Source organism: Phenylobacterium sp. (genome assembly GCF_004799515.1).
Classification (GTDB): Bacteria; Pseudomonadota; Alphaproteobacteria; order Caulobacterales; family Caulobacteraceae; genus Phenylobacterium.
Map to the genome: position 1 here is coordinate 25,551 of NZ_SSMX01000020.1, position 16,673 is coordinate 42,223.

The 16,673-nt window shown below is 68.9% G+C and carries 14 protein-coding genes and 1 pseudogene; 10 read left to right on the plus strand and 5 right to left on the minus strand.

Features of this window, described 5'->3' with window-relative positions; translation table 11 throughout:
- Positions 1-56: 56 nt before the first annotated feature.
- The gene (locus E8A49_RS07635) at positions 57-2,135 is read right to left on the minus strand and encodes a redoxin family protein (RefSeq protein ID WP_293378490.1); all 2,079 of its coding nucleotides are present in this window, start codon (positions 2,133-2,135) and stop codon (positions 57-59) included.
- Positions 2,136-2,365: 230 nt separating this feature from the next.
- Here E8A49_RS07635 and E8A49_RS07640 point away from each other — a divergent pair, with 230 nt between their 5' ends.
- Both E8A49_RS07640 and E8A49_RS07645 read left to right on the plus strand, forming a co-directional pair.
- On the plus strand, positions 2,366-3,805 hold the full coding sequence (locus tag E8A49_RS07640; RefSeq protein WP_293378493.1) for an amino acid permease: 1,440 nt from the start codon (positions 2,366-2,368) through the stop codon (positions 3,803-3,805).
- A 99-nt stretch (positions 3,806-3,904) separates the two neighbouring features.
- Positions 3,905-5,434: an MATE family efflux transporter gene (locus tag E8A49_RS07645; RefSeq protein WP_293378496.1), complete on the plus strand. Its 1,530-nt coding sequence runs from the start codon at positions 3,905-3,907 to the stop codon at positions 5,432-5,434.
- A gap of 9 nt (positions 5,435-5,443) precedes the next feature.
- Here the strand turns inward: E8A49_RS07645 and E8A49_RS07650 are convergent, their stop codons facing one another.
- Positions 5,444-6,583 carry an alpha/beta hydrolase gene (locus E8A49_RS07650; RefSeq protein ID WP_293378499.1) on the minus strand — a complete coding sequence of 380 codons (1,140 nt, stop codon included), beginning with the start codon at positions 6,581-6,583 and terminating at the stop codon, positions 5,444-5,446.
- A gap of 78 nt (positions 6,584-6,661) precedes the next feature.
- On the minus strand, positions 6,662-7,915 hold the full coding sequence (locus E8A49_RS07655) for a serine hydrolase (RefSeq protein WP_293378502.1): 1,254 nt from the start codon (positions 7,913-7,915) through the stop codon (positions 6,662-6,664).
- Positions 7,916-7,998: 83 nt separating this feature from the next.
- Here E8A49_RS07655 and E8A49_RS07660 point away from each other — a divergent pair, with 83 nt between their 5' ends.
- Positions 7,999-8,796 (plus strand): crotonase/enoyl-CoA hydratase family protein, encoded by a 798-nt coding sequence (locus tag E8A49_RS07660; protein ID WP_293378505.1) that lies wholly within the window; start codon positions 7,999-8,001, stop codon positions 8,794-8,796.
- A gap of 17 nt (positions 8,797-8,813) precedes the next feature.
- On the opposite strand, the pseudogene E8A49_RS07665 reads toward E8A49_RS07660, so the two are convergent.
- Positions 8,814-9,163: pseudogene (locus E8A49_RS07665) on the minus strand (DMT family protein).
- A gap of 161 nt (positions 9,164-9,324) precedes the next feature.
- On the opposite strand from E8A49_RS07665, the gene E8A49_RS07675 reads away from it, so the two are divergent.
- The 5 genes from E8A49_RS07675 (at position 9,325) to E8A49_RS07695 (ending at position 15,148) form a co-directional block, all read left to right on the plus strand.
- Positions 9,325-10,650: an acyl-CoA dehydrogenase family protein gene (locus E8A49_RS07675; RefSeq protein WP_293378514.1), complete on the plus strand. Its 1,326-nt coding sequence runs from the start codon at positions 9,325-9,327 to the stop codon at positions 10,648-10,650.
- Positions 10,651-10,820: 170 nt separating this feature from the next.
- Positions 10,821-12,548: a class I adenylate-forming enzyme family protein gene (locus E8A49_RS07680; protein WP_293378596.1), complete on the plus strand. Its 1,728-nt coding sequence runs from the start codon at positions 10,821-10,823 to the stop codon at positions 12,546-12,548.
- On the plus strand, positions 12,545-13,129 hold the full coding sequence (locus tag E8A49_RS07685) for an NADPH-dependent FMN reductase (RefSeq protein WP_293378517.1): 585 nt from the start codon (positions 12,545-12,547) through the stop codon (positions 13,127-13,129). The genes E8A49_RS07680 and E8A49_RS07685 overlap by 4 nt, the downstream gene beginning before the upstream one ends.
- Positions 13,126-14,274 (plus strand): 3,4-dihydroxy-2-butanone-4-phosphate synthase, encoded by a 1,149-nt coding sequence (gene ribB / locus E8A49_RS07690; protein ID WP_293378520.1) that lies wholly within the window; start codon positions 13,126-13,128, stop codon positions 14,272-14,274. Before E8A49_RS07685 ends, ribB begins: the two co-directional genes overlap by 4 nt.
- 169 nt (positions 14,275-14,443) lie before the next feature.
- On the plus strand, positions 14,444-15,148 hold the full coding sequence (locus tag E8A49_RS07695; RefSeq protein ID WP_293378523.1) for a cell cycle transcriptional regulator TrcR: 705 nt from the start codon (positions 14,444-14,446) through the stop codon (positions 15,146-15,148).
- A gap of 160 nt (positions 15,149-15,308) precedes the next feature.
- Here E8A49_RS07695 and E8A49_RS07700 read toward each other — a convergent pair whose 3' ends face one another.
- A complete protein-coding gene (locus tag E8A49_RS07700; protein ID WP_293378526.1) occupies positions 15,309-15,482 on the minus strand; it encodes a DUF465 domain-containing protein in 174 nt (57 codons plus the stop codon).
- 141 nt (positions 15,483-15,623) lie between these two features.
- Between E8A49_RS07700 and E8A49_RS07705 the strand changes: the two genes are divergently transcribed.
- Both E8A49_RS07705 and E8A49_RS07710 read left to right on the plus strand, forming a co-directional pair.
- A complete protein-coding gene (locus E8A49_RS07705) occupies positions 15,624-16,223 on the plus strand; it encodes a UbiX family flavin prenyltransferase (protein WP_293378529.1) in 600 nt (199 codons plus the stop codon).
- A gap of 5 nt (positions 16,224-16,228) precedes the next feature.
- A complete protein-coding gene (locus E8A49_RS07710) occupies positions 16,229-16,672 on the plus strand; it encodes a TIGR02444 family protein (protein ID WP_293378532.1) in 444 nt (147 codons plus the stop codon).
- Position 16,673: the final 1 nt, after the last annotated feature.

Sequence of the window (16,673 nt, forward strand, 5' to 3'; positions counted from 1 at the left end):
TGAAAAGGCCCGGCGTCGCCGCCGGGCCTTTTCCAACTCAGATCAGATGCTCGGGCCTACTTGCCGCCCGCCGTCGGCGTGCCTGCGGGCGCCGCGCCCGGGGCCGCCGGCTTCGGGGCGGCCGCGGCCTCGCGGCGATGGCCCATCTTCTCCATCGCGTTGAGTTCGTCCTGGTCGAGGACGCCGTCGTGGTTCTTGTCCAGCACATCCCAGTACTTGAGGATCTGGTCGCCGACCTGGCCCTTCAGTTCAGACTTCTCGATCTTGCCGTCGACGTTGGTGTCCAGCATGCCCATCAGGTGGCCGGCGTTCAGCGCGTCGTCGTAGTCGACCATGTGCTTGGAGGTCTCGTCGACCCAGCGATAGCGGATCGCCGTGTAGAACATCTCCTCCCAGCTCTGGTCGCCCCAGACCACGGTCTTGTTCGGATCGGGGTTGTTCGGGTTGCGCTTGGAGTTGTCGTAGACGAAGTGGGCGATCAGCTTCGAACCCGCCGGCACCTTGATCGGCTCGGCGAAGGTGTAGTCCCGCTGCCAGCTGAAGTCATAGCGCGGCAGGGAGAGCAGCAGCTTCTCCGCGCCGTCCGGATAGCGGATCCACAGGTCCGCCGAGGCGCCGCGGTAGTGCGCGTGCGGGAAGGCCGCGTAGAGCAGGGCGTCCTTCGGGAAGCTGAGGTAGGTGGTTTCCTTGTGGTGCGGGTCGTTCGGCGGGATGACAATGGTGTTGTTCACCAGCACCGAGTTGTGCATCACCATCTCGGGCTTCTCGTTGTCCTTGTAGTAGTACAACGCGATCTGGGTGTGGTCGGTCACTTCCTTGCCGAACGGCGTGTAGTGCGTCTGGAACCCGATGGCGCCGCCCGGCGGGATGTAGGTCCCGACGTTCTTCGGCGCGATCTCGCTCTCTGCGCCGACGGCGTAGCCGCCCACCGAGACGCCCCACTTGTTCTCGAACGCTTCTTCGCCCGGCTTCGGCACGTCGGTCATGTAGCCGGTGAGCACGTGGTGCACGCCCTGGCGGCTTTCCACCTTGACGGTCGACGCCCGCAGCCACTTGCCTTCCTTCTCCGGGTTGGCGACCCACGGGTGCTGGTAGTCCACCACGCCGGAGGCGGGGATGGTGTAGGCCGGCACGTCGAGGATGGCGTCCGGCTTGCCCAGCGGCCATTCGGCGGCGACGTGATGCACGACGCCGAGGGGATCCTTGCCCTCGCCGCGCGGCGCGCCTTCTTCCACCCAGTGGACGATGGTCTTGATCTCGGCGGCCGAGAGGCTGCGGTCGTCGGAGAACTTGCCGACGTGCGGGTCGGCGTTGAAGGGCGGCATGCGGTCGGTGCGGATGACCTCGCGGATCATCGGCGAGAAGCCCTTCACCGTCGCATAGTCCTTCATGGCGAAGGGGCCGATGCCGCCTTCCTCGTGGCAGGCGACGCACTTGGCTTCCAGGATCGGGGCCACGTCCTTCACGTAGGTGATCTCGGCCTTCTTATCGCGGGCCGGGAAGTCGACCAGGCAACCCTTGGAAGCCTGCGTCGCCGCCGGCGCGACCTTGCCCGCCAGGACCGCCGAGAGCGCGTCGTCGGCGAACATCTTGGTCGCGGCCTTCTGCACCCCGTAGTCGGAGCGGTCGTCCAGCGGGCCGTGGTAGGCGATCTGCCAGGTCTTCGGATTGACCACGAAGACTTCGGCGGTGCGGGTGACGCCCAGGGCCTCGCCGATGATCTGATTGCTGTCCATCAGGATCGGGATGTCGATCCCGTACTCCTTGGCCTCGGCGGCGATGGCGTCGCGGCTGTCCTGCAGGTTGGAGTCGATCAGCATGACCTCGACGCCCTGCTTGGCGTACTTGTCGCGCAGCGCCTTCAGCGCCGGCGTCATGGCGCGTGCGATCGGGCAGCCCACGCCGGTGGAGACCAGCACGATCGCCTTGTCGTCGGCCATCCGGTAAAGCTCGTGGGCTTCCAGGTGCTGGGCGTCGACCAGCATGAAGTTGTCGACCCGCGCCGGCATGGCCGACATGGCCGAGGCGTTCTGCGCCTGCTGCTGGGCGCTGTCGGCCGACGGCGCAGCGGAGAAGCCGGACACCAGGAGGGCGCTGACCGCCGCTCCAAACACACCAAGTCGCGCAGACATCATGAGCTTTCCTCATCGAACGGGCGTTTTTGACTCGCGCGGCGGAACCTAGGCGCAGAGCCCTATCGAGGCCTTAACTTAACACCGTTCAGGCAGGAAAATCCACCGCGGCTTGGTTTCAAATTTGTCATCTGCGCCAAGGCGCGGAGCCCGGCGCCGGCGCCCCGGGCTTGGCGCGGGCCGGCGACGTGGGCCATGGTGCGCGGCTTCGAAGACCCGGGGGTCACGTTTCCATGAACTTTCTCACGCGCCGCAAGTCCATCGAGCTTGGCCAGCCGGGTCAGGGAACGGCGGACGATGAGGGCCGCCGCCTGAAGCGCACCCTGGGCTGGCCGCACCTGATGGCCCTGGGCGTCGGCGCGATCATCGGCACCGGCATCTACACCCTGACCGGGGTGGCGGCGGGCTTGGCGGGGCCGGCGGTGATCCTGTCCTTCGCGGTGGCGGGCGTGGTCTGCGCCTGCGCGGCGCTCTGCTACGCCGAGATGGCCTCGCTGAGCCCGCAGGCCGGCAGCGCCTACGCCTATTCCTACATGACGCTCGGCGAGCTGATCGCCTGGGTGGTCGGCTGGAGCCTGATCCTCGAATACACCCTGGTGTGCAGCGCGGTCTCGGTGGGCTGGGCGGGTTACGCCGCGGGCCTGATCCACGGGGCGCACATCCCGGTCCCCGAAAGCCTGCTGGCCGGGCCGGACGCGGGCGGCATCGTCAACCTGCCGGCGGCCTTCATCGCCCTGGTCGTCACCGGCATGCTGCTGGTGGGCACGCGCGAGAGCGCCACGGTCAACTTCATCCTGGTCTGCGTGAAGCTGGTGGCGCTGGCCGGCTTCGTGGCCTTCACCCTGCCGAGCTTCGACGCCAGCCACTTCCACCCCTTCGCGCCCTTCGGCTTCGCGGCGCACGAGATCGACGGCAAGAAGTACGGGGTGATGGGCGCGGCCGCGATCATCTTCTTCGCCTTCTACGGCTTCGACGCCATCTCCACGGCGGCGGAGGAGGCCAAGAACCCCAAGCGCGACCTGACCATCGGCATCGTGGGCTCGATGATCCTCTGCACCCTGATCTACATGGTGGTGGCCGCCTGCGCCCTGGGCGCCTCGCCCTATGACGTCTTTTCCAAGAGCGGCGAGCCCCTGGCCTTCGTCCTGCGCCAGCTGGGCCAGCCGGGCGCGGCCTCGCTGATCGCCGGCGCCGCGGTCGTGGCGCTGCCGACCGTGATCATGGTCTTCATGTTCGGTCAGAGCCGGGTGTTCTTCGCCATGGCCCGCGACGGCCTGCTGCCCACCGCGCTGGCCACCGTCAACAAGCGCGGCGTGCCCTCGGCGGTGACCATCCTCACCGGACTGATCGCCGCGGCGGTGGCCGGGATCATGCCCTTGTCGGAGATCGCCTCGCTCGCCAACGCCGGCACGCTCTGCGCCTTCATCGCCACGGCGCTGGCGGTGATGACGCTGCGCCGCCGGTCGCCGGAGCTGACCCGGCCCTTCGTGACCCCGCTCGTCTGGCTGATCGGGCCGGCGGCGGTCTTGGGCTGCCTCTACCTGTTCACCAGCCTCTCGGCGAAGACGATCGAGTTCTTCTTCGTCTGGAACGCCATCGGCGTGGTGGCCTACCTGGTCTACGGCCGCGCCCATAGCCGTCTTCGGGCCATCGACACCGCCATCCGCGCCTGAGGTGGCAAGCTCTGTGCGCAACCGCCGCTTTGCCTAACCGGCGGTTGCGGTCTATCCCCGGACAAACGGCTGTTTGAAGCTGCCGGGGAGGACAAGGCCGTGGCGCGAGGGCCAGCAGCAGGATCGGGACCGCCGGGCGGCCGCAAGGGGCCCGACCTCACCGTGGGGCCGATCGGCAAGACGCTGATCGCCTTCGCCCTGCCGGTGCTGGGCTCCAACATCCTGCAGTCGCTGAACGCCACGGCGAACATGTTCTGGGTCGGCCGGGTGTTCGGCGAGGCCGGCGTCACCGCCACCGGCAACGCCAATCAGATCTTCTTCATGATGCTGGGCGCGGCGTTCGGCATCACCATGGCCGCCAACATCCTGATCGGCCAGGCGGTGGGCGCGAAGGACGAGGCCCTGGCCCGCAAGATTGTGGGCACCGCCACCATCTTCTTCGCGGCGCTTTCGATCCTGGTGGGCGTGGCCGGCGGGATCCTGACCCCGAAAATCCTGATGGCCATGCGCACGCCGCCGGCGGCCCAAATCTACGCCATCGCCTACCTGCGCGTGATCTTCGGCGCCATGCCGGCGATGTTCTTCTTCAATTTCGTGATGATGGCCCAGCGGGGCGCGGGAGACAGCCGCACGCCCTTCTACTTCGCCCTGCTGCAGGTGGGCCTGGATATCGTGCTCAACCCGCTGCTGCTCATGGGGCTCGGGCCCTTCCCGAAGATGGGGATCGCCGGGTCGGCGACCTCGACGCTCATCGCCCAGAGCGTGACGCTGGCGATGATGGTGATCCATCTCTACCGGACGCGCTCGATCCTGGCGCTGCGCCCCTCGGACTGGCGTCTGCTGATCCCCGATTTCCAGATCATCCGGACCCTGCTGGTGAAGGGTACGCCGATGGGCATCCAGATGATGGTCATCAGCCTGGCGGCGGCGACCATGCTCTCCTTCGTCAACCGCTACGGGGTGCACACCTCGGCGGCCTACAACGCCGCCTCGCAGCTCTGGACCTATGTCCAGATGCCGGCCATGGCGCTGGGCGCGGCGGTGTCGTCCATGGCCGCCCAGAACGTTGGCGCGCGCAAGATGGACCGGGTCGAGCGGGTGGCCGTGATCGGCTCGATGTACGCGGTCTTGTTCACCGGCGTGCCGATCCTGATCCTGGAGGCGCTGGATCCCTATGTGCTGCAGGCCTTCCTGCGCGCCGACAGCCCCTCGCTGCCGATCGCCGTGCACATCAACATGATCGCGCTCTGGGGCTTCATCCCGTTCGGGGTGGCCTTCGTCCTCTCCGGCATCGTGCGCGCCACCGGGGCGGTCTGGCCGCCGCTGCTGGCGATGGTGATATCGCTGTGGGGCGTGCGCGTGCCGCTGGCCAAGCTCCTGGAGCCGCACCTGAACGCCGACGCGATCTGGCTGGCCTTCCCGGCCGGCAGCCTGACGACCCTCACCCTCGCCGGCGCCTACTACTTCTGGAACGGCTGGGGCGGTTGGCGCCGCGCGCGGATGCTGCAGGTGACCCCCAGCGCCGACGCCCCCGACACCGGCCTCGGCCAGCCGATGATGGACGAGAGCGAGGCCATCACCGGCGAGGAGCAGCGCGAACTGGGCCTGGCGGAGGCCGCCGGCGGCTAGGCCCCGGGGCTATTTCTCGCGTTCCGCCGGAGCGACGTCGCCTGCCGCCGCGGCCAGCGGCCGGGCGTCCTCCACCAGGTGGACCAGCACCTTGCCGGGCTCCTCCGTGGCCATCATGTGGGCGGAGTTCTCGAACCATACCCAGCGCTTGCGGGGCGCCTTCAGGGCGTCATACCAGCGCTCCACGGGGGCCGTCGGCGTCGTGTAGTCGTAGCGGCCGGCGAAGATGATGACCGGGCAGTCCAGCGCCTTCACGCCGGTGAAGTCCGTCCGCGCCATCTGCGGCAGCAGCTTGGGAAACGAGAAGCCGCTGGCCGCGTCCACCAGCGCCTCCACGTCGGCCTCGGCATAGTCCGGCGACAGCCGCTGGGCGTCGGACAGGTAGTCGTAGCTGTCGTGGCCGTGGGACAGGCCGCCGTAGTGGACCGACCACTTCCGCTCGGTGTCGATCTTGTCGATGGGCAGGGCGCCGTCCGCCTCGGGATAGGGCGCGATGGCCTTCAGCTCGGCCAGCGCCTTGTCGTTGTGGTCGGCCGCGGCGGCCTTCAGCACGAAGTCGTAGCCCGCCTGCTCGCCGGCCCGCATGTCGATGATCTGGCCCATGCCGATGTAGGCGTAGAGCCACTGCGGTTTGTCATGCGCCAGGCGCAGGCCGAGGATCGATCCCCAGGAGTGGCCCAGCGCGAAGATCTTCTTCTTGCCGTAGGTCGTCCGCAGATAGCCGACCAGCTCCTCGGCGTCGGCGACCATCCGGTCCTCAGTGAGCGTGGGCGCGATCTTCGCTGGGTCGTTCAGGGCGTAGGTCTCGCCGGCCCCGCGCTGGTCCCACTCCACGACGGTGAAATAGTCCGTCCACGGCGCCTCGAAGAGGTAGCGGTTTGGCAGCTCCGGCGCCGCCGGGCCGCCGTGCAGCACCAGCAGGATCGGGTTGCGCCGGTCGCGGCCGCGCACCGTGATCCACTGCGGAATGCCGCCGATGATCACCGCCCTGGCCTCGTCGATTCCGTGGTCGGAGGCGATCTTCTGGGCGCCGCCCAGGATCTGGCGGAACTTGGCTCCCGACAAGTCGGGCGCCGCCTGGGCGCTCCAGCCGCTCAGGGCGAAGGCGGCCGCCGCCGCCAGGGCCGCGGTTCTCGTTTGAAGGTTCATCGTCACTCCACGCACAATCTGTGGGGGAGAGCCCCGCGCGCGGCGCCGTGGATGCGGATTGCCGCGATTTAATGGGCGCTAGGCCCGGCTCTCCATCAGCGCCGAATAGACCAAGGTCCGTAGCTCGCGGCGGATCGGATAGGTGGCCGATGGCATCAGCTGGGTCATGAAGACCACGGTGATGTGCTCGACCGGATCGACCCAGAAGGCGGTGGACGCCGCGCCGCCCCAGTAGAACTCGCCCTTGGAGCAGGGGATCAGCGTCTGGGGCGGATCGAACACCACCGCGAAGCCCAGGCCGAAGCCGATCCCGGCATAGGTGCTTTCCGAGAACAGAGACCGCGACATCTGGGTCAGGTCCTGGCCGCCCGGGAGATGGTTGGACGCCATCAGCCGCAACGTCATCGGCGCGAGGATCCGCGCGCCCTCGAGTTCGCCGCCGTTCGCCAGCATGTTGCAGAAGCGTAAGTAGTCCGCCGTCGTCGAGACCAGGCCGCCGCCGCCGGACTCCAGCTTCGGCGGCTTGAGGAAGGGGCTCTTCGCCGGATCGTCGTTTAGGGTCAGGACGCCGGTGGGCTTGGCCTGCAGGTCCATCGGCCCGGTGGGGCTGGCGCTATAGCAGGCGGTGAAGCGGCTCTGCTGGTCTTCGCGCACGAAGAAGCCGGTGTCGGCCATCTTCAGCGGGTCGAAGATGCGTTCCTGCAGCACCTGGCTGAGCGGCTTGCCGGCGATCTTCTGCACCAGGTAGCCGACCACGTCGGTGGAGACCGAATAGTTCCAGGCCTCCCCCGGCGAGAACTCCAGCGGCAGCTTGGCCAGGGTCTCGATGAAGCCTTCCAGGTCGTCGTCGCCGTACTGGTCGGCGACCTTGAGCTTACGGTAGGCGGCGTCGACGTTGGTGCGGCTCTGGAAGCCGTAGGTCAGGCCCGAGGTGTGGCGCATCAGGTCGACCACCTGCATCGGCCGGGCGACCGGCGTGGTGGCGTAGGGCCCGACGCCGGCGGAAAAGACGCTGAGGTCCTTCCAGGCCGGGATGTGCTTGGCCACCGGGTCGTCCAGGGCGATCAGGCCTTCCTCGACCAGGGTCATCAGCGCCACGCAGGTGACCGGCTTGGTCATGGAGTAGATGCGGAAGACCGCGTCGTCCTTCAGCGGGACCCCGCGCTCCACGTCGGCCAGGCCGAGGACCGCCTCGTAGGCGGTCTCCCCGTCTCGGGCGACGGCGATCTGGGCGCAGGGGATGCGGCCCGGGCCCACGTACTTCGCCTGGAGGTGGGCCTCGATCCGCTTCAGCCGGTCCTTCGAGAATCCCAGGTCTTTGGCCTTGCTCATGGCGCGTCCTCCGTTGTCTCTCCGTCTTGCCCTTGCCTTCCGCCTGGTCGCAAGCGTCAGCTTGCGATTCAGGGAGACCCGCCATGCAGACCGCAAGCCCCGAAACCGTCAGCCCCCACACCGTCAGCACCGAGGTCCGCGGCCGGACGCTCGTCGTCACCATCGAGCGGCCGCAGGCGCGCAACGCCGTGGACGGGCCGACGGCGCGCCGGCTCTACGACGCCTTCAAGGCCTTCGACGCCGACGACGCCCTGGACGTGGCCATCCTGCAAGGGCGCGGGGGCGCCTTCTGCGCCGGCGCCGACCTGAAGGGCGTGGCCGAGGGGCGCGGCAATCCGGTGCATCGCGAGGGCGACCTCGGCCCCATGGGCGTGACGCGCCTGGCGCTCGGCAAGCCGGTGATCGCCGCCATCGAGGGCCACGCCGTGGCCGGCGGCCTGGAGGTGGCCTGCTGGGCGGATCTGCGGGTCGCCGCCGAGGGGGCGGTGTTCGGGGTGTTCTGCCGCCGCTTCGGCGTGCCGCTGATCGACCTCGGCACCGTGCGCCTGCCCAGGCTGATCGGCGCCTCGCGGGCCATGGACCTGATCCTCACCGGCCGGCCGGTGGCGGCGGAGGAGGCCTACGCCATCGGCCTCGCCAACCGCCTCGCGCCGAAAGGCGGGGCCCTGGACGCGGCCCTCGAGCTGGCCGCCCAGCTCTCGGCCTTCCCGCAGCTCTGCCTGCGCAACGACCGGCTCTCGGCCATCGGCCAGTGGTCGCTGGACTGGGACCAGGCGACGGCCGCGGAGATCGCGCTCGGTCAGGAGACCCTGCGCTCCGGCCAGAGCCAGGAGGGCGCGGCCCGCTTCGCCGCCGGCGAGGGCCGCGGCGGCAGGTTCTGAGGTCAGAAGTTCCGGGGTCAGAAGGGGCCCTTGAAGACGAACCAGGCGCCCAGCGCGATGCAGGCGAAGCCCACCAGGTGGTTCACCGTCAGCCGCTCGCCCAGATAGGTCACCGAGAAGACGGCGAAGACGCAGAGCGTGATCACCTCCTGCATCGCCTTCAGCTCGGCCGGGTCATAGACGTGGCGGCCGATCCGGTTGGCCGGAACCGCCAGGCAGTATTCGAAGAAGGCGATGCTCCAGCTCGCCACCACGATCACCACAGCGGCCGGTTCTCGACCTTCAGGTGGCCGTACCAGGCGAAGGTCATGAAGACGTTGGACCCGATCAGCATCAGGATCGGCGCGACGGCGGTCCAGGACGGCATGGTTCGGAAAGCTCCCCTCGGCGGCGCCTTCCTATAACCGATCGGCGCGGGGGCTGTTCAAACCGACAGCGGCGTTGCGTCATCCGAACGGCCGTTTGATAATGCCAGGACGCTCATTTCATACCGATATTTCGAAAAACCGAGCGCATTGGGAGGTCGCCATGGCCTGGGATTTTGAGACGGATCCGGAGTTCCAGAAGAAGCTCGACTGGATCGAGGACTTCATGCGCGAGGAGGTCGAGCCGCTCTCGCACCTTGGCATGGCCGTACACGGCCCGCTCGGCCGCGAGACCTTCATCAAGCCGCTGCAGGAGAAGGTGAAGGCGGAGAAGCTGTGGGCCTGCCACCTGGGCCCCGAGCTCGGCGGCCAGGGCTATGGCCAGCTGAAGCTCGGCCTGATGAACGAGAAGCTCGGCCGCAATGGCCTGGCCCCCACCGTCTTCGGCTGCCAGGCGCCGGACTCAGGCAACGCCGAGATCATCGCCCACTACGGCACCGAGGCGCAGAAGGAGAAATACCTCTGGCCGCTGCTGAACGGCGAGATCCGCTCGGCCTTCTCCATGAGCGAGCCCACCGGCGGCTCCGACCCGCTGACCTTCCGCACCCGCGCAGTGCTGGAGGGCGACGAATGGGTGATCAACGGCGAGAAGTGGTTCTCCACCAACGCCCGCTTCTCCAAGGTGCTGGTGCTCTATGCGGTCACCGACCCGGACGCCAAGGACCCCTACAAGCGCACCTCGATCTTCCTGGTGCCGACCGACACCCCCGGGGTGGAAATCGTCCGCAACGTCGCCGTGGGCGGCGGCGGCGAGATCGGCGGCGGCACAGAGGGCTATGTCCGCTACACCAACGTCCGCCTGCCCTACGACGCCCTGCTGGGCGAGCGCGGCGCGGCCTTCGTCATCGCCCAGGTGCGGCTGGGCGGCGGGCGCGTGCACCACGCCATGCGCACCGTCGGCGCCTGCAAGAACGCGCTCGACCTGATGTGCCGGCGCGCGGTCAGCCGCAAGACCCGCGACGGCCAGCTCTCCGACCTGCAGATGGTGCAAGCCGACATCGCCGACAGCTGGATCCAGCTGGAAAGCTTCCGCCTGATGGTGCTGCGCACCGCCTGGCTGATCGACAAGCACCAGGACTACCAGATGGTCCGCAAGGACATCGCCGCCATCAAGGTGATGATGCCCCGCGTCTACAACGACATCGCCACCAAGGCCGCCCACCTGCACGGCGCGCTCGGCGTCTCCAACGAGATGCCCTTCATGCACATGGTGACGAGCTCGCTGGTCATGGGCATCGCCGACGGGCCCACCGAGGTGCACAAGGTCACCCTCGCCAAGCAGGTGCTGAAGGACTACCGCCCCGACAACGACCTCTTCCCGGCCTACCACATCCCCAAGCTGCGCGAGGCGGCCCAGGAGAAGTACGCCAAGGAACTGGGCGAGCTGAAAGCGGCCCACGCCGAGCGGCGGGACAAGGCGCCGGCCTGAGTTCCGGTTTCTCGGTTCTATTGCCGTCATCCCGGCCGGAGCGTAGCGGAGAGCCGGGACCCAGAAGGATGGCCCAAGCGTCGCCTCCTGGGTCCCGGGTCGGCCTGCGGCCGTCCGGGATGACGTCTCTTTTTTGGAGTGAAGGTGTGAGCGACCAAGTCTGGCCCGTGATGTCCATCGCCGAGGCCCATGCGCGGCTGACCGCGCCGGGCGAGCGGCTGGAGATCGAGGAGATCCCGATCCGCGGGATCGTGACCCGGGTCTGGAAGAACGCCCCGGCGACCTTGCGCGATATCTTCGCGAACGCCCGCGGCTTTCCGGAGCGCGAATTCCTGGTCTACGAGGGCGAGCGGGCCACCTACGAGGCCTTCGCCCGGGCCACGATCACCCTGGCCCGCCAGCTGCAGGCCGATGGCGTCCAGAAGGGCGACCGGGTCGCCATCGTCATGCGCAACCTGCCCGAATGGCCGGTGGCCTTCTTCGCGGGCGTCCTGGCCGGCGCCATCGTCACGCCCCTGAATGCCTGGTGGACCGGGCCGGAGCTGGAGTACGGCCTGGCCGATTCCGGCGCCAAGGTCGCCATCGTCGACGACGAGCGCCTGGGCCGCATCGCCGAGCACCTGGACAGCCTGGGCGATCTCACCAAGGTCTATGCCTCGCGCCTGACCGAGGCGGACGCCCACGCCAAGGTGCATCGCCTGGAGGAGGTCATCGGCCCGGTGAACGGCTGGAAGGACCTCCCCGACCTGCCGCTGCCTGAAATTGAGCTGGGGCCGGAGGACGACGCCACCATCCTCTACACCTCCGGCACGACGGGGAAGCCCAAGGGCGCGCTCGGCACCCATCGCAACATGACCTCCAACGTCGGCGCCACCGGCATCGCGGCCATGCGCGGCTTCCTGCGTGCCGGCCAGCCCCTGCCGGAGAGCGACCCGCACAAGCTGCCGCAACGGGTGACCCTGCTGGTCGTGCCCTTCTTCCACGCCACGGGCCTCTCGGCGACGCTGGGGCCGACCATGAACAGCGGCGGCAAGATCGTGCTGATGCGCCGCTGGGACGCCGAACCCGCCATGCGGCTGATTGAGGCGGAGAAGGTCTCCTCCACCGGCGGCGTGCCGACCATCGCCTGGCAGCTGATCGAGCATCTGGCCCGGGCGAAGTACGACCTGTCGTCCCTGATGGCGGTGACCTACGGCGGCGCGCCTTCGGCGCCGGAGCTGGTGCGCAAGATCGCCGAGACCTTCCCGGGCTCGCAGCCCGGCAACGGCTGGGGCATGACCGAGACCACGGCCACCTTCACCAGCCACCTCGGCAAGGACTACGAGAACCGCCCCGACAGCGCCGGTCCCGCCGCCCCGGTGGGCGAGATGCAAATCCGCGACCCCGCCGACGGCGCGACCGTCCTGCCGGCCGGCGCGGTGGGCGAGCTGTGGTGCAAGGGCCCGCAGGTGGTGAAGGGCTATTGGAACAAGCCGCAGGCCACGGCCGAGACCTTCGTCGAGGGCTGGCTGCGCACCGGCGACCTGGCGCGGATCGACGAGGAGGGCTTCCTGTTCATCATCGACCGGGCCAAGGACATGCTGATCCGCGGCGGTGAGAACATCTACTGCGTTGAGGTGGAGAACGCCCTCTACGAGCACCCGGCGGTGATGGACGCGGCTATCGTCGGCATCCCGCACAAGACCCTGGGCGAAGAGCCCGGCGCGGTGGTCCACCTGAAGCCGGGAACCTCGGCCACCGAGGCCGAGCTGCGGGCCTTCGTCCGCGCGCGGCTGGCGGCCTTCAAGGTCCCGGTGAAGGTGGTGTTCTGGCCGGAGATGCTGCCGCGCAACGCCAACGGCAAGATCGTCAAGACCGAGCTCAAGAAGGTGTTCGCCCCGGAAGCCGCGGGCGCATGAGCGAGCGCCCCCTCATCGTGGGCATCGGCGGCACGCCACGGCCGGGATCGTCCACCGAGCGTGCGCTGGCGCTGGCGCTGCGCCATACCGAAGCCGGCGGCGCGCGGACGAAGCTGTTCGGCGGCGAGTTCCTGGAGCGCCTGCCGCACTTCAACCCCGGCCCGGCGGGACCCAGCCCGGAGCAGGCCGAGCTGGCCGACGCCATCCGCGCCGCCGACGGGGTGATCCTGGCGACGCCCGGCTACCACGGCTCGCTTTCGGGCGTGGTCAAGAACGCGCTGGACACCCTGGAGCTGACCCGCGGCGATCCCAGCCCCTATTTCGAGGGCAAGCCGGTGGGGATCATCATCACCGCCGACGGCGCTCAGGCGGGCGGGACGACCTTGATGGCGGTGCGCGGCGTCATACATGCCATGCGGGGCTGGCCCACGCCGTTCGGCGCGGCGCTGAACGCCGCCAACCTGTTCGACGCCGGCGGCGAGTGCCGCGAGGCCAAGGACGCCTGGCAGATCACCATGGTGGCCGACCAGGTCATGGAGTTCGCGACCATGCGGGCCACTCTTTCGAAGGCGAAGCCATGAAGCGCCCCTATCTCGTCCCGCCCAGCGACCGGTCCGGCGCGGAGGACGCGTTCACCTCGGCCATCTCGCCCATTGAGGACATCATTGAGGACGCCCGCAACGGGCGGCCCTACATCCTGGTGGACGCCGAGGACCGGGAGAACGAGGGCGACGTCATCATCCCGGCCCAGTTCGCCACCCCCGAACAGATCAACTTCATGGCCAAGCACGCCCGCGGCCTGATCTGCCTCTCGATCACCGCCGAGCGGGCGCGGACCCTGCGCCTGCCGCCCATGGCCAGCGACAACCAGTCGGGCCACGGCACCGCGTTCACCGTCTCCATCGAGGCGCGCGAGGGCGTCACCACCGGCATCTCCGCCCACGACCGGGCGCACACCATCGCCGTGGCGGTCGACCCGACCAAGGGCCCCGACGAGATCGTCTCGCCGGGCCACGTCTTCCCGCTGGTGGCCAAGGACGGCGGTGTGCTGGTCCGCGCCGGCCACACCGAGGCCGCCGTCGACATCAGCCGCATGGCGGGCCTCAACCCGGCGGGCGTGATCTGCGAGATCATGAAGGACGACGGCTCCATGGCCCGTCTTCCCGATCTCGTCGCCTTCGCCCAGCTGCATGGCCTGAAGATCGGCGCCATCGCCGACCTGATCGCCTACCGCCGCCGCACCGAGCGACAGGTCGAGCGGGTGCTGGAGACGCCGTTCGATTCCTCCTACGGCGGCCGCTTCCGGATGGTGATCTACCGCAACATCCTGGACGGCACCGAGCACGTGGTGCTGACCAAGGGCAAGATCGATCCGGACAAGCCCACTCTGGTGCGCATGCACCGCGTCGACATGGCCGCCGACATGCTGGGCCACGTCGAGGCGCGGCGGGACTATGTGCCCAAGGCGCTGGCCGCCATCGCCGCCTACGACGGCGCGGGCGCGGCGGTGTTCATCCGCGATTCCAATCCCGCCTGGCTCTCCGAGCGCTACGGCCGCCCGGACCTGAACCAGACCGAGAACGTGCTGCGCGACTATGGGGTGGGCGCCCAGATCCTCATCGACCTCGGCGTGCGCGACATGACGCTCCTGTCCTCGTCGAAGACCGTGCTGCCGGGCTCCGGCGGCTATGGCCTGCGCATCCTGGGCCGCCAGCCGCTGGACTGAGCCGGCCCGGATTTCCGGGGCCAACAGACGCGCCGGATTCGATAATCCCGTTTCCTAAGTCGCGGAACCGGCCTATAGATTTTGTCACACCGCCCGGCCGAAAGGCCGGGCGCCTTCATTTTCGCCGCCCGCAAGCGGCGCCGGACACGCGCAGAAAAGACTTGAGACCATGAGCACCGACATCCTGATGCCGAAGGCGACCGCCGTCTGGCTGGTGGACAACACCTCGCTCACCTTCGAGCAGATCGCCGACTTCTGTGGCCTGCACCCGCTGGAGGTTAAGGGCATCGCCGACGGCGAGGTGGCGCGCGACATCCGCGGCGCCGACCCGATCGCCAATGGCCAGTTGAGCCGCGAAGAGCTGGACGCCGCCGAGAAGAACCCCAAGCACAAGCTGGTGGCGCTCAAGAGCCGCCACGCCGAGTACCTGAAGCCGCAGAAGAAGACCCCGCGCTACACCCCGGTGTCGCGCCGCCAGGACCGCCCGGACGCCATCGCCTGGTTCCTGCGCAACCACCCGGAAGTGGCCGACGCCCAACTCGCCCGCATCCTCGGCACCACCAAGGCCACCATCGACCAGGTGCGCAACCGCACCCACTGGAACTCGGCCAACATCAAGCCGGTGGACCCGGTGACGCTGGGCCTCTCGACCCAGCTCGAGCTGGACGCGGTGGTGAAGAAGGCCGCCGAGAAGAAGGCCCGTGACGACAAGCGCAAGGGCATCGTCGAGCCGGAAGGCCCGACCCTGATGCCGGCCTCCGAAACCGGCGTGGTCGAGGATGAGCCCGAGCACGACGAACATGACGACCGCGAGCGGACGCACACCGCCCAGTCCGTCTTCGCCGATCACGACGACGAAGACGACGAGGATTAGTGGAATCGTCCCTCCCCTTTTTGGGGGAGGGTGGCGAGGCGAAGCCGAGACGGATGGGGAACTGTGGGCCGGAGCGCTGAGTCAGCATCCGCCTCGAACCCCCCACCCTGATCGCTCCGCGATCTGTCCCTCCCCTGAAGAGGAGGGATGGGCGCTTCGGCTAGTGGATCCGCTCGCGCAGGGCTTCCATCTCTTCCTTCAGCTTCAGCTTCTGTCGCTTGAGTTCCTTCAGTCGGATATCGTCTGCGGCGGGTCTGCTCAGTTCATCCTGAATGGCTTGTTCCAGGGACTGGTGACGGGATCCGAGCTCGCGGATCCGGGCTTCCAACGCCATGACGAGAAATCTCCTTGCTGTTGGATGCTTGAGTGAACACCCGCTGTGCGCGGCTGTCAGATCACATATGTTTGCAAACCGGCGCGCTTCGGACCCTGTTCCGGAGTCCGGTCGGCGGGCGGGCGGTAGAGACGGGTCCTGATGGCGAGCGCGGAACGGCCAAGGCTGGTGGTGGGCGTCTCCGGCGCCTCGGGGATCGTCTACGGTCTGCGCGCGCTCGACGCCTGCCGCGAGCTGGGCGTCGAGTCCCACCTGGTGCTCAGCAAGGCCGCGGCGCTGACCCTGGCGCAGGAGAGCCAGCTCTCGGTGGCCGAGGTCAACGCCAAGGCCGACGTGGTCCACAAGGTCTCCGACATCGGCGCCGCGATCGCCTCGGGCTCGTTCCGCACGCTCGGCATGATCGTCGCGCCCTGCTCGGTGCGCACCATGAGCGAGGTCGCCACCGGCGTGACCTCCACCCTGCTCAGCCGCGCCGCCGACGTGACCCTGAAGGAGCGCCGGCCGCTGGTGCTGATGGTGCGCGAGAGCCCGCTGCACCTGGGCCACCTGCGCACCATGGTCCGCCTGGCCGAGATGGGCGCGGTGATCGCTCCGCCGATGCCGGCCTTCTACGCCCGGCCCGCCGGGCTGGAGGCGATGGTCGACCAGTCGGTGGGCCGCGCCCTCGACCTTTTCGGACTGTCATGGACGCCGGTTAAGCGCTGGGGTGAGGACGTGGGTCCCCTGCAGGCGGAGGCTTGAGGCGCATGGCGCTCTGGGACTGGACGCTGAGGGCCTATGGCCAGCCGGGCGTCCCCGACACCTGCCTGACGCTGCAGGACGCGCACGGCCAGAACACGCCCCTGCTGCTCTGGGCGGTCTGGGCCGAGGCCGACGATCCAGCCCTGCTGGCCCGCGCCGCCGACCTCGCGCACCGCTGGGACGCCCTGGCGGTCGGGCCGCTCCGCGACCTGCGCCGCGCACTGAAGCCGGCGTTCGCGGGCGTCGAGGACCGCGAGCGCGAGGGCCTGCGCGAAGATGTGAAGGCGGCCGAACTTCGCGCCGAGCGGGTGCTGATGGAAGCTCTCGAGGCCCTGGGCGGCGAACCCGGCGGCGCGCCCGCCCTGGCGGCGCTGGAGGCGGCGTCCAAGGCCTGGGGAAGGCCTGCGCCCGCCGACGCCCTGGCGGCGCTCGCCGCAGCCCTGGGTTAGG